This window comes from Mycobacterium sp. 4D054, from assembly GCF_052245755.1.
Lineage (GTDB): Bacteria > Actinomycetota > Actinomycetes > Mycobacteriales > Mycobacteriaceae > Mycobacterium.
Genome location: NZ_JBQQCF010000004.1, coordinates 215,265 through 228,573 on the forward strand (window position 1 = coordinate 215,265; position 13,309 = coordinate 228,573).

General features: G+C 67.7%; 11 protein-coding genes. 10 read left to right on the forward strand and 1 reads right to left on the reverse strand.

The genetic code is table 11. From position 1 onward, the window contains the following. The first annotated feature begins 9 nt into the window (after positions 1 to 9). A complete protein-coding gene (locus ACTWP6_RS05710) occupies positions 10 to 888 on the forward strand; it encodes an SDR family oxidoreductase (protein WP_443187096.1) in 879 nt (292 codons plus the stop codon). Beyond that, on the forward strand, positions 888 to 2,333 hold the full coding sequence (locus ACTWP6_RS05715; protein ID WP_443187097.1) for a DUF1254 domain-containing protein: 1,446 nt from the start codon (positions 888 to 890) through the stop codon (positions 2,331 to 2,333). Before ACTWP6_RS05710 ends, ACTWP6_RS05715 begins: the two co-directional genes overlap by 1 nt. 27 nt (positions 2,334 to 2,360) lie before the next feature. Here the strand turns inward: ACTWP6_RS05715 and ACTWP6_RS05720 are convergent, their stop codons facing one another. Further along, a complete protein-coding gene (locus ACTWP6_RS05720) occupies positions 2,361 to 3,251 on the reverse strand; it encodes a PAC2 family protein (protein WP_443187098.1) in 891 nt (296 codons plus the stop codon). 398 nt (positions 3,252 to 3,649) lie between these two features. On the opposite strand from ACTWP6_RS05720, the gene metH reads away from it, so the two are divergent. From metH to ACTWP6_RS05760, 8 genes are all read left to right on the forward strand, one after another. Continuing rightward, a complete protein-coding gene (gene metH / locus ACTWP6_RS05725) occupies positions 3,650 to 7,429 on the forward strand; it encodes a methionine synthase (RefSeq protein ID WP_443187099.1) in 3,780 nt (1,259 codons plus the stop codon). Between the two features lie 148 nt (positions 7,430 to 7,577). Beyond that, complete coding sequence (locus ACTWP6_RS05730) at positions 7,578 to 8,261, forward strand: HAD family hydrolase (RefSeq protein ID WP_260753405.1); 684 nt, start codon at positions 7,578 to 7,580, stop codon at positions 8,259 to 8,261. Positions 8,262 to 8,371: 110 nt separating this feature from the next. Next, entirely contained in the window at positions 8,372 to 9,844 is a 1,473-nt protein-coding gene (locus ACTWP6_RS05735; protein WP_260753404.1) for a sugar porter family MFS transporter, read from the forward strand. A gap of 57 nt (positions 9,845 to 9,901) precedes the next feature. After that, positions 9,902 to 10,183: a phosphoribosyl-ATP diphosphatase gene (locus tag ACTWP6_RS05740; RefSeq protein ID WP_260753403.1), complete on the forward strand. Its 282-nt coding sequence runs from the start codon at positions 9,902 to 9,904 to the stop codon at positions 10,181 to 10,183. Between the two features lies 1 nt (position 10,184). Then, positions 10,185 to 11,033 carry an ATP phosphoribosyltransferase gene (hisG, locus tag ACTWP6_RS05745; RefSeq protein ID WP_260753402.1) on the forward strand — a complete coding sequence of 283 codons (849 nt, stop codon included), beginning with the start codon at positions 10,185 to 10,187 and terminating at the stop codon, positions 11,031 to 11,033. Between the two features lie 67 nt (positions 11,034 to 11,100). After that, positions 11,101 to 11,583 carry a DUF4126 family protein gene (locus tag ACTWP6_RS05750; protein WP_260753401.1) on the forward strand — a complete coding sequence of 161 codons (483 nt, stop codon included), beginning with the start codon at positions 11,101 to 11,103 and terminating at the stop codon, positions 11,581 to 11,583. Positions 11,584 to 11,588: 5 nt separating this feature from the next. Further along, a complete protein-coding gene (locus tag ACTWP6_RS05755) occupies positions 11,589 to 12,968 on the forward strand; it encodes an FAD-containing oxidoreductase (protein WP_443187100.1) in 1,380 nt (459 codons plus the stop codon). Positions 12,969 to 13,010: 42 nt separating this feature from the next. After that, on the forward strand, positions 13,011 to 13,309 hold a 299-nt coding region (locus tag ACTWP6_RS05760), incomplete at its 3' end, for a helix-turn-helix domain-containing protein (protein WP_443187101.1).

The following is a 13,309-nucleotide window of genomic DNA, read 5'->3' on the forward strand; positions in this document are numbered from 1 at the left end:
GTTTCGGCCATGACATCGGTGGCCGGAAAAACTGCGTTCATCACCGGAGGGGCGCGCGGCGTCGGCGCCGAGGTCGCGCGGCGCCTGCACGCCAGAGGTGCCCGCCTCGTGCTCACCGATCTGGACGAGGCGCCGCTGACCGCACTGCGCGAGGCTCTGGGCACCGACCGGGTGCACACCGTGGTCGCCGACGTCCGTGACCTCTCGGCCATGGAGAGCGCCGCCGCGAGTGCCGTGGAGCAGTTCGGCGGTATCGACATCGTGATGGCCAACGCCGGCATCGCCTCCTACGGCTCGGTGCTACAGGTCGACCCCAAAGCCTTCCGCACGCTGATGGAGGTCAACGTCACCGGCGTGTTCCACACGGTGCGCGCCACTCTGCCGTCGGTGCTGGAGCGGCGCGGCTACGTGCTGATCGTGTCGTCGCTGGCCGCGTACGCGGCCGCACCGGGCCTGGCGCCCTACAACGCGTCCAAGGCCGCCGTCGAGCAGTTCGCCAACGCGCTGCGCCTGGAGGTCGGGTTCCGCGGCGTCGCCGTCGGGTCGGCGCACATGTCCTGGATCGACACCCCGCTCGTCAACGACACCAAGGCCGACCTGTCGACGTTCACCGAGATGCTCAGCCGGCTGCCGTTCCCGCTGAACAGAACCACCTCCGTCGAGGCGTGCGGGGAGGCCTTCGTGGCCGGCATCGAACAGCGCAGGCGCCAGATCAACTGTCCGGGCTGGGTCGGGCTGCTGCGCTGGCTCAAACCCCTGCTCTCCACGCGCCTCGGCGAACAGCAGGTGCTCAAGTTCATCCCCGACCTGCTGCCCCGGATGGACGCCGAGGTCGCCGCGCTGGGCCGGTCGTTGGGCGCCCGCACCCAGGAACTGGAGGACCGTTGATGCTGTCACTGCGCCGCCCGACCGCCGCCGCGGCGGCCTTGCTGCTGCTCGCGGCATGCGGCACCGACACGTCCACACCCGAGGACACCTCGACGTCGCCGGCGCCGGAGCCCGCCGCGCAGGTCAGCCCCGCCGAGGCGCGGGCGATCGCCAAACAGGCCTATGTCTACGGCTTCCCGATGGTCGACAACTATCGGGTGCAGTATTCGTACTTCGTCGACCGACAGGACCCGGAGTACAAGGGCGGCTGGAATGAGGTGCACAGCACCGCGCGGGTCTATACGCCCGACGACACGGCGATCCAGACGCCGAACTCTGACACCCCGTACTCGTTCGTCGGGGCGGACCTGCGGACCGAGCCGCTGGTACTGACCGTGCCGCCGATCCAGCAGGACCGCTACTACTCCCTTCAGTTCGTCGACGGCTACACCTACAACTTCGCCTACACGGGCAGCCGCACCACCGGAAACGGCGGCGGACGGTATCTGCTGGCCGGACCCGGGTGGCAGGGCGAGAAACCCGAGGGCATCGACGAGGTCATCCGCTCGGACACCGAGAGGGCCTTCGTGCTCTACCGCACCCAGCTGTTTGGACCGTCGGACATCGAGGAGGTCCGCAAGATCCAGGCGGGCTACCAGGTCGCCCCGCTGTCGGTGTACCTCAACCAGCCCTCGCCGGAGCCGGCACCGGCGATCGACTTCGTCCCGCCGCTCCCGCCGGAACAGCAGCGCACGTCGCCGCAGTTCTTCGAGATCTTGAACTTCGCACTGCGGTACGCGCCGGTGCTGCCCGGCGAGGAGGGGCTGCGGGACCGCTTCGCGCGGATCGGGGTGGGCCCGGACGGCGATTTCGACGCCGACACCTTGAGCCCCGAGATGCGCACCGCGATCGAGGGCGGCATGGCCGAGGCCTGGACCGAGTTCGACACGTTCAAGAAGACCAAGGTCGACACCGGCGAGGTCGGTTCGGCGCAGTTCTTCGGTACGCGGGAGGACCTCAAGGGCAACTATCTGTACCGGATGGCCGGCGCCGTCCTCGGCATCTACGGCAACACCGCCGCCGAGGCCATCTATCCGGGCGCGTTCAACGACTCCACCGGTCAGCCCCTGTCGGGCGCGAACGACTACGTGTTCCGGTTCCCGTCCGGCCAACTGCCCCCGGTGAACTCGTTCTGGTCGCTGACCATGTACGAACTGCCGGCCAGCCGGCTCGTGCCCAACCCGATGAACCGCTACCTGATCAATTCGGAGATGCTGCCCAGCCTGGTGCCCGACAGCGACGGCGGATACACGTTCTACATCCAGAACGAATCACCGGGCATCGAGAAGGAAGCCAACTGGCTGCCCGCCCCGAAAGGGCCGTTCGCGCTGGTGCTGCGCCTGTACTGGCCCAAGCCCGACGCGCTCAACGGCACCTGGAAGTCGCCTCAGCCCGAGCGCATCTAACGCGGGCTCCTCTTCCTGCCGAGCGCGTCAGCCGCGGAAGCCGGGACCGCGGCGGCGCAGGTAGCGCTCGAACTCCGCGGCCAGCGCGTCGCCGTCGATCTTGCCCAGCGCCTCGTTCATGTCGACCTCGGCGTCGCCGCGTTCCTCCAGCGACTGCACGTACTCGGCGATCTCGTCGTCCTCCGAGGTCATCTCGGTGACCGCCTGCTCCCATTCCTCGGCCTGAGCGGGCAGGTCGTCCAGCGGCACCTCGATGTCGAGGACATCCTCGACCCGGCGCAGCAGCGCCACCGTGGCCTTCGGATTCGGCGGCTGCGAGACGTAGTGCGGAACCGCGGCCCAGAACGTCACCGCGGGGATACCGGCCTGCACACACGCGTCCTGAAACACCCCGGCGATCCCCGTCGGCCCTTCGTAGCGGGTCTCCTCCAGACCGAACGTCTTGGCCGAGTCCGCCGAATACGCCGCGCCGGACACCGGAACCGGGCGGGTGTGGGGCGTGTCGGCCAGCAGGGCGCCCAGGATGACAACGGTATGCACGTTGAGCTTCTCGGCGATCGTCAGCAACTCCGCGCAGAAGGTGCGCCAGCGCATGTTCGGTTCGACGCCGTGCATCAGCACGATGTCGCGGTCGCTGCCGGGAGGGCGGCAGTGTGAGATCCGCATCGACGGCCACACCAGCTCGCGGGTGACGCCGTCGATCTGGCGAATCACCGGCCGGTTGACCTGGTAGTCGTAGTACGACTCGTCGTCGATCTCGACGATGGTCTCGGCTTCCCAGATCGCGTCCAGGTGCTCCAGCGCATCGCTGGCCGCGTCGCCGGCGTCATTCCAGCCCTCGAACGCCGCGACGACGATCGTGTCGCGCAGGTCGGGCAGGTCGGATCGCTTCGGACCGCCGAAATCCGAGGGTGTCACCAGGCCAGCGTAAGCCTTGCGTGCCCTCGATGACGGGCATCGACCCGCGCTGGGAGTTGTGTGCCCGACTACCCTGGCGGTGTGACTGGCGCAAACAACCGCGGGTACCGCACGGACCTGCGCGACGTGTCGTCGACGGGGTTCGGAGTCGAGACGAAATACCGTCGGCGCCACTCCCGTTAACCTTGGTTACGCGCTGCCGGTCAAGCGCACCGCGACCGCCACGCGGGTCGGGGTCGACCGCAGCGACGAGATGGGCGTCCAGACGTCGATCGGGTGACGTCGTAGACTTTCTGAGGTCGAGAGGCGTTGCAACGGTTATCTGGGGGACCGGGTCCCTTCGGTATCCGCCACGCTCGGCAGAGTCAAGGACGCCTTCCGCTACGGAAGGAACGCACGTGAACGCCTCTGAGCAGAGCATCTCCGGGTCGAACGCCTCCGTGCCGACTGCGCCCGAGCCGAACATCCGGCCCGACTGCACCGACGAACTCACGGCGGCTCTGCGCCGGCGGATCATGGTCATCGACGGGGCGATGGGCACGGCCATCCAGCGGGACCGACCGGACGAGGCCGGCTACCGCGGCGAGCGCTTCAAGGACTGGCCGAGCGACCTGCAGGGCAACAACGACCTGCTCAACCTGACGCAACCGCAGATCATCGAGGCGATCCACCGCGAGTACCTCGAAGCCGGCGCCGACATCCTGGAGACCAACACCTTCAATGCGACCGCGGTCTCGCTCGGCGACTACGGCATGGAGGAACTGAGCTACGAACTGAATTTCGCCGGCGCCGCGCTGGCCCGGGCGGCCTGTGACGAATTCAGCACCCCGGACAAGCCGCGCTACGTCGCTGGGGCGCTGGGACCGACGACACGGACCGCGTCGATCTCGCCGGACGTCAACGACCCCGGTGCCCGCAACGTGTCCTACGACCAGCTGGTCGCCGCCTACCTGGAGGCAGCGAAAGGCCTGGTCGACGGCGGCGCCGACCTGATCATCGTCGAGACGATCTTCGACACGCTGAACGCCAAGGCCGCGGTGTTCGCCATCGAGACGCTGTTCGAGGAGCGCGGCCGCCGCTGGCCGGTGATCATCTCGGGCACCATCACCGACGCCTCCGGGCGGACGCTGTCCGGTCAGGTCACCGAGGCATTCTGGAACTCGATCAGGCACGCGCATCCGCTCGCGGTCGGGCTCAACTGCGCGCTGGGCGCGCCGGAGATGAGGCCGTACATCGCCGAGATGTCGCGGATCGCGGACACCTTCGTCTCCTGCTACCCGAACGCCGGCCTGCCCAACGCGTTCGCAGAGTACGACGAGACCCCCGAGCGCCAGGCCGGCTACGTCGCCGACTTCGCCGAGGCCGGCTTCGTCAACCTGGTCGGCGGCTGCTGCGGAACGACGCCGGCGCACATCGCCGCGATCGCCAAGGTCGTCGACGGCGTGAAACCGAGGGATGTGCCACAGATCGAGGTCGCGACCCGGCTGTCCGGGCTGGAGCCGCTCAACATCACCGACGACTCCCTGTTCGTCAACATCGGTGAGCGCACCAACATCACCGGCTCCGCCCGGTTCCGCAACCTGATCAAGGCCGAGGACTACGACACCGCGCTGTCGGTGGCCCTGCAGCAGGTGGAGGTCGGTGCGCAGGTCATCGACATCAACATGGACGAAGGCATGATCGACGGCGTCGCCGCGATGGACCGGTTCACCAAGCTGATCGCGGCCGAGCCGGACATCAGCCGCGTCCCGGTGATGATCGACTCCTCCAAGTGGGAGGTCATCGAGGCCGGCCTGAAGAACGTGCAGGGCAAGCCGATCGTCAACTCGATCTCCATGAAGGAGGGCGAGGAGAAGTTCATCCGCGAGGCCCGGCTGTGCCGCAAGTACGGTGCCGCCGTCGTCGTGATGGCCTTCGACGAACAGGGCCAGGCCGACAACCTCGAACGCCGCAAAGAAATCTGCGGGCGCGCCTACCGGGTCCTGACCGAAGAGGTCGGCTTCCCGCCCGAGGACATCATCTTCGACCCGAACTGCTTCGCGCTGGCCACGGGTATCGAGGAGCACGCGACCTACGGGATCGACTTCATCGAGGCCTGCGCCTGGATCAAGGAGAACCTGCCCGGGGTGCACATCTCCGGCGGTATCTCGAACGTGTCGTTCTCGTTCCGGGGCAACAACCCGGTCCGCGAGGCGATCCACGCGGTGTTCCTGTTCCACGCCATCAAGGCCGGCCTGGACATGGGCATCGTCAACGCCGGTGCGCTGGTGCCCTACGACTCGATCGATCCCGAGCTGCGGGACCGCATCGAGGATGTCGTGCTCAACCGTCGCGAGGACGCGGCCGAACGGCTGCTGGAGATCGCGGAGCGGTTCAACAAGTCCGACAAGGGGGAGGACGCACAGGCTGCCGAGTGGCGATCCTTGCCGGTCCGGGAGCGGATCACGCACGCCCTGGTCAAGGGCATCGACGCGCACGTCGACGACGACACCGAGGAGCTGCGGGCCGAGATCGCCGAGGCGGGTGGTCGGCCGATCGAGGTGATCGAGGGCCCGCTGATGGACGGGATGAACGTCGTCGGCGACCTCTTCGGCTCCGGCAAGATGTTCCTGCCACAGGTGGTGAAGTCCGCGCGCGTGATGAAGAAGGCCGTCGCGTACCTGCTGCCGTTCATCGAGGCGGAGAAGGAAGAGACGGGTACCACCGGCTCCAAGGACACCAACGGCACCATCGTGATGGCGACCGTGAAGGGCGACGTCCACGACATCGGCAAGAACATCGTCGGGGTGGTCCTGCAGTGCAACAACTTCGAGGTGATCGACCTCGGTGTGATGGTGCCCGCGAGCAAGATCCTGGACGCGGCCAGGGAACACGACGCCGACATCATCGGGCTGTCCGGGCTGATCACGCCGTCGCTGGACGAGATGGTCAACTTCGCCGTCGAGATGGAGCGCGCGGGGCTGGAGATCCCGCTGCTGATCGGTGGCGCGACCACCTCGCGCGCCCACACAGCCGTGAAGGTGGCGCCGCGCCGGCGCGGTCCGGTGGTCTGGGTCAAGGACGCCTCCCGGTCGGTGCCCGTCGCGGCCGCGCTTCTGGACGACAAGCAACGCCCGGCGCTGCTGGAGGCCACCGAGAAGGATTACGCGTCCCTGCGCGAACGGCACGCCCAGAAGAACGAGCGGCCGATGGTGACGCTGGAGAAGGCGCGCGCGAACCGGACGCCGATCGAGTGGGACGGTTACACGCCGCCGGTGCCCGCCCAGGGAATCGGTGTGCGCGAGTTTGGCGACTACGACCTCGCCGAACTGCGCGAGTACATCGACTGGCAGCCGTTCTTCAACGCCTGGGAGATGAAGGGCCGCTTCCCCGACATCCTGAACAACCCGGCGTCGGGAGAGGCCGCCCGCAAGCTGTACGACGACGCCCAGGAAATGCTCGACACCCTGATCAAGGAGAAGTGGCTGACAGCCAACGCGGTGATCGGGTTCTTCCCGGCCAACGCCGTCGGTGACGACATCGAGGTCTACACCGACGACACCCGCGCCGAGGTGCTGACCACGTTGCACAATCTGCGTCAGCAGGGTGAGCACCGCGAAGGTATTCCCAACCGTTCACAGAGCGACTTCATCGCGCCGAAAGACACCGGTCTGGCCGATTACATCGGCGCGTTCGCCGTCACCGCGGGGATCGGCAGCGGTGAGAAGATCGCCGAATTCAAAGCGGCCAACGACGATTACAGCGCGATCCTGCTGGAATCGCTCGCCGACCGGCTGGCCGAGGCGTTCGCCGAACGGATGCACCAGAGGGTCCGAACGGAGTTCTGGGGTTATCAGCCTGACGAGCAGCTGGACAACGACGCGCTCATCGCGGAGAAGTACGTCGGAATCCGCCCCGCGCCCGGCTACCCGTCGTGCCCGGAGCACACCGAGAAGGTGACGCTCTTCAGGTTGATGGACGTCACGGAGCGCGCCGGTATCGAGCTGACCGAGTCGATGGCGATGTGGCCCGGTGCCGCGGTCAGCGGCTGGTACTTCTCGCATCCGCAGTCGCAGTACTTCGTGGTCGGCCGGCTGGCCCAGGATCAGGTCGCCGACTACGCGAGGCGCAAGGGCTGGACCCTGCAGGAAGCCGAACGCTGGCTCGCTCCCAATCTCGGCTACAACCCGGAGGACTGAGTCGCCAAAGGTGCACCGGCGCAAAGCGTTTCAGGAGCATTGCGCGTCCTTTCCGGAGGTCGGCCGCGTGCGCAGTGCTGGAGCTCCCCGGCGGGTCCGCGTATCCGGCGGTTGGCGTCACCTCCCCCGCGCATGCCAGAATGGTCGCGTGCGAGCTGTGTTGTGGGACATGGACGGAACCCTCGTGGATTCCGAAAAGCTGTGGGATGTCTCACTTTCGGCGCTCTATGAGAGCTACGGCGGGGTGCTGAGCCGTGAGACCAGGACCGCGCTGGTGGGCGCGTCGGCGGAGGAGACGATGCAGACCGCCTACGCCGAACTGGGCCTGGATCCCGACCCGGTGGCGATGACCGAGTCGATCCGCTGGTTGCACGACCACACCGCCGACCTGTTCGACGACGGCCTGCCGTGGTGTCCCGGCGCCCGGGAGATGCTGGAAGCGCTGGCCGCCGAACGCATGCCGACGGCGCTGGTGACCAATACCGCGCGCCAGCTCGCCGAGCGCGCGCTCGACAGCATCGGCAGGCACTACTTCTCGGTCACGGTGTGCGGCGACGAAGTGCCGAGCGGCAAGCCGGCGCCCGACCCGTATCTGCGCGCCGCCGATCTGCTGGGTTTGCCGCCGTCGGAGTGCCTGGCCGTGGAGGACTCGGTGACGGGTGCCGCCGCCGCCGAACGCGCGGGGTGCGCGGTGCTCATCGTGCCCAACGAGGTGCCGGTCCCCGGCGGGTTGCGCCGCCGGCACGTCGACTCACTGGCCGCCCTCGACGTGGCCGGACTGCGCCGGATCTATCACGAGATCGACGCAGAACTTCCTGACCGAACCGCCTGAGCGCGACCCCGCAGGCGTAGTCCCGCGTACTTCCGGGAACACCCACCGCTGGAAGTCTCGAGTGATTAAATGTGATTCTCATCACGCGTCGTTGCGGGAAAGGTCGTCGCATGGCCGGTCACGGTGGTCCAGTCGGGGAGAGCCCGGAGATCTATGAGAAAGGCCAGGACTTCTCGTCCGGCAAGACCGCGATCCGGATCGCGTCGGTGGCCGCGCTCGGCGGCCTGCTGTTCGGCTACGACAGCGCGGTCATCAACGGTGCGGTGGACTCCATCCAGGAGGACTTCGGCATCGGCAACGCCGAACTGGGCTTCGCGGTCGCCTCGGCGTTGCTGGGTGCCGCCGCCGGCGCGATGACCGCCGGACGTATCGCCGACCGCATCGGCCGCATCGCGGTGATGAAGATCGCCGCCGTGCTGTTCCTGGTCAGCGCCTTCGGCACCGGCTTCGCCCACGAGGTGTGGACCGTGGTGCTGTTCCGCATCGTCGGCGGTATCGGCGTCGGGGTGGCATCGGTGATCGCGCCGGCCTACATCGCCGAGACCTCCCCACCCGGGATTCGCGGTCGGCTCGGATCGCTGCAACAGCTGGCCATAGTGACAGGCATCTTCGCGTCGTTCGCGGTCAACTGGATCCTGCAATGGCTGGCCGGCGGCCCGAACGAGCCGCTGTGGTTCGGGTTGGACGCCTGGCGCTGGATGTTCCTGGCCATGGCGGTCCCGGCCGTGGTGTACGGCGCGCTGGCCTTCACGATCCCGGAATCGCCGCGCTATCTCGTTGCCTCGCACAGAATTCCGGAAGCACGCCGGGTTCTGACAAGGTTGCTGGGGCAGAAGAACCTGGAGATCACCATCGTCCGGATCCGCGAGACGCTGGAACGTGAGGACAAGCCGTCCTGGCGCGACCTGCGCAAGCCGACGGGAGGCTTGTACGGCGTCGTGTGGGTCGGCCTCGGCCTGTCGATCTTCCAGCAGTTCGTCGGCATCAACGTGATCTTCTACTACAGCAACGTGCTGTGGCAGGCGGTGGGGTTCAGCGCCGACGAGTCGGCGATCTACACCGTGATCACCTCGGTGATCAACGTGCTCACCACGTTGATCGCGATCGCCTTGATCGACAAGATCGGGCGTAAGCCGCTGCTGCTCATAGGCTCGTCGGGCATGGCCGTCACGCTGATCACGATGGCAGTGATCTTCGGCAACGCAACGGTCAACCCGGACGGCACCCCGAGCCTGCCCGGCGCCTCCGGGGTCATCGCGCTGATCGCGGCGAATCTGTTCGTCGTCGCGTTCGGCATGTCGTGGGGCCCGGTGGTCTGGGTGCTGCTCGGGGAGATGTTCCCCAACCGGATCCGCGCCGCGGCGCTCGGCCTGGCCGCCGCGGGCCAGTGGGCGGCGAACTGGCTGATCACCGTCACCTTCCCCGCCCTGCGCGACCACCTCGGTCTGGCGTACGGCTTCTACGGGCTGTGCGCGGTGCTGTCCGGTGTGTTCGTGTGGCGGTGGGTGATGGAGACCAAGGGCGTCTCACTGGAGGACATGCACGGCGAGATCCTTCGCGAGAACAAGACCGCGGCCGGCTGAGCCGGCGATCGAGCCGGGCCGGCTGAGCCCGGCCGATCGCGGCTACGCGGCCCCGACGTGACACAATCGCCAAACGTGAAGACCTTCGATGCGCTGTTCGCCGAACTGAGCGAACGAGCACGCACCCGTCCGGCAGGCAGCGGAACCGTCGCCGCACTCGACGGCGGCGTGCACGGCATCGGAAAAAAGATTCTCGAAGAGGCCGGCGAGGTGTGGCTGGCCGCCGAACACGAGAGCGACGATGCGCTTGCCGAGGAGATCAGCCAGTTGCTCTATTGGACGCAGGTGCTGATGCTCTCCCGCGGGCTCACTCTCGACGACGTGTACGGGAAGTTGTGACATGCTGCGCGTCGCCGTCCCCAACAAGGGCACCCTCAGCGAGCCCGCGGCCGAGATCCTCGCCGAGGCCGGATACCGCCGCCGCACCGACACCAAGGACTTGACCGTCGTCGACCCGGTGAACCAGGTGGAGTTCTTCTTCCTGCGCCCCAAAGACATCGCGATCTATGTCGGCTCGGGCCAGCTCGACTTCGGCATCACCGGCCGCGACCTGGCGCGCGAATCCGATGCCCCGGTGCGCGAGCGGCTGGCGCTGGGCTTCGGCGCGTCGACCTTCCGCTACGCCGCGCCCGCCGACCGGCGCTGGCGGGTGGAGGATCTGCAGGGCAAGCGGATCGCCACGGCGTTCCCGAACCTGGTGCGAAAAGATCTGGCGGGCAAGGGGATCGAAGCAACCGTGATCCGGCTTGACGGGGCTGTGGAGATCTCGGTGCAGCTCGGTGTCGCCGACGCGATCGCCGATGTGGTCGGGTCCGGCCGCACGCTGGGCCTGCACAACCTGGCGGCGTTCGGGGAGCCGCTGTGTGATTCCGAAGCGGTGCTGATCGAGCGCGACGGCGCCGAGGAGAACGCTTCCGCACGTGACCAATTGGCGGGCCGCGTGCAGGGCGTGGTGTTCGGCCAGCAGTATCTGATGCTGGACTACGATTGCCCGCGTTCGGTGCTGGAGCGGGCCACGGAGGTCACCCCCGGACTCGAATCGCCGACCATCGCGCCGCTGGCCGACCCGGACTGGGTCGCGGTGCGCGCCCTGGTGCCCCGCCGTGACGTCAACGCGATCATGGACGAATTGGCCGCGATCGGTGCCAAAGCCATTCTGGCTTCGGACATCCGCTTCTGCCGCTTCTGATCGTCACCGCTCATCGCGCCGTCTGCCGTGTTAGCGTCCGGGTGTCCACCCGGCGTGCGGAGGTCCGATGACGCAGGTTCTCGTTCTCGTGCTGGCCCTGTTGATCGGCGTCGTCGCCGGATCCCGTGCGCTGACGGCCCCCGCCGTCGTCGCGTGGGGCGCGATGTTCGGCTGGATCGACGTCGCGGACAAGTGGTCGGAATGGATGGCGCACCCCGTGACCGTCACCGTGCTGACCATCTTCGCGCTCGGTGAGCTCGTCACCGACCAACTGCCGAGCACCCCGAGCCGCAAGGTGCCCGTGCAGTTCATCGCCCGCCTGCTCACCGGCGGGTTCTCCGGTGCGGTCATCGGCAGCGCGTTCTTCCACACGTTCAGCGCCACCGGCGCGGGGATCGTCGGCGCCGTCCTCGGCACTCTCGCCGGCGCGGCGCTGCGCAGCAGGCTGGCCGGGGCCAAGGGCGGCAACGACCGGCCCGGCGCGTTCACCGAGGACGTCCTCGCGGTCGGCGGTGGGCTCCTGGTCGCGTTCCTGGTGAGCCTGGTCTAGGGGCAATGGTGAGCCAGCAGCGCCATTTCGACGCGATCATCGTCGGCGCCGGGCAGGCCGGCCCGCCGCTGGCCGGCCGGCTCACCGCCGCCGGGCAAACCGTCGCGGTGATCGAACGCAAGCTCGTCGGCGGCACCTGTGTGAACTACGGCTGCATCCCGACCAAGACCCTCGTGGCGAGCGCCCACGTGGCGCATCTGGCCCGGCGCGGCAACGACTTCGGGATCCGCACCGCATCCGTGACCGTAGACATGGCCGCGGTCAAGGCCCGCAAGGACCGCATCAGCGTCGGGGACCGTGAGAGCGTCGAATCCTGGCTCGAAGGCATGCCGGGTTGCACGCTGATACGCGGGCACGCCCGCTTCGAGGGGCCGCGCACGCTGCGGGTCGGCGACGAACTTCTGGAGGCGGACCGGATTTTCCTCAACGTCGGTTGCCGCGCCGTCGTCCCGGACATGCCGGGCCTGGCCGACATCGACTACCTCACCAACGTCGGGATCCTCGACCTCGACGTCGTTCCCGAGCACCTGGTGATCATCGGCGGCAGCTACATCGCGCTGGAGTTCGCCCAGATGTACCGTCGGTTCGGCGCGGCGGTCACCGTCGTCGAGCGGGGTCCGCGCCTGAGCGCGCGTGAGGACGAAGACGTGTCCGCGGCGATCAGGGAGATCCTCGAGGCCGAGGGCATCGACGTCGTCGTCGGGGCCGACGCGATCAGCTTCGCCAAGCAGGCGGACGGGTTCACCGTCACGCCCAGAGCAGGAGCGGCACCGATCCCGGGCAGCCATCTGTTGTTGGCGGTGGGCCGTCGGCCCAATACCGACGACCTCGGCCTGGAGGCGGCGGGCGTGCAGACCGACCACCGCGGCTACATCATGGTCGACGACCAGCTGCGCACCACCGCCGACAACATCTGGGCGCTGGGCGACTGCAACGGCCGTGGCGCCTTCACCCACACCTCCTACAACGACTTCGAGATCGTCGCGGCCAACCTGCTCGACGGTGATCCGCGCCGCGTCAGCGACCGCGTCACCACGTACGCGCTCTACATCGACCCGCCGCTGGGCCGGGCCGGGATGACCGTCGACGAGGTTCGCAGATCGGGCCGAAGCGCGTTGGTCGGCGAGCGACCCATGACCCGGGTCGGGCGGGCCGTGGAGAAAGGCGAGACGCAGGGGTTCATGAGAGTGGTGGTCGACGCCGACACCGAGGAGATCCTGGGCGCGTCGATCCTCGGCGTCGGCGGTGACGAGGTGGTGCATTCGATCCTCGACGTGATGAGCGCGAAACTGCCGTACACCGCGATCTCACGCACCATGCACATCCACCCGACGGTCAGCGAGCTGATCCCGACCCTCCTGCAGGAGCTGAAGCCACTGAGCTAGTGTCCTGAGTCATTAATTGCGATCTAGTTGTTAGACTGGGTTGTGCCGACACCTCATGCCGCGAAGATTGTCTTGACCACTGACGAGCGGGCCGAGTTGGAGGGGTGGGCGCGGCGACGATCCAGTGCCGCGGGTCTGGCGATGCGGGCTCGAATTGTGTTGGCAGCCGCCGACGGTGGCTCCAACACCGAACTCGCCGATCGGCTGGAACTGTCGATCGGCACGGTGCGGCGATGGCGCAACCGGTTCGTCGAATTACGTCTAGACGGGTTGGTTGACGAGCCTCGCCCGGGTCGTCCGCGGGTCGTCGGCGACGACCAGATCGAAGCGTTGATCACCAA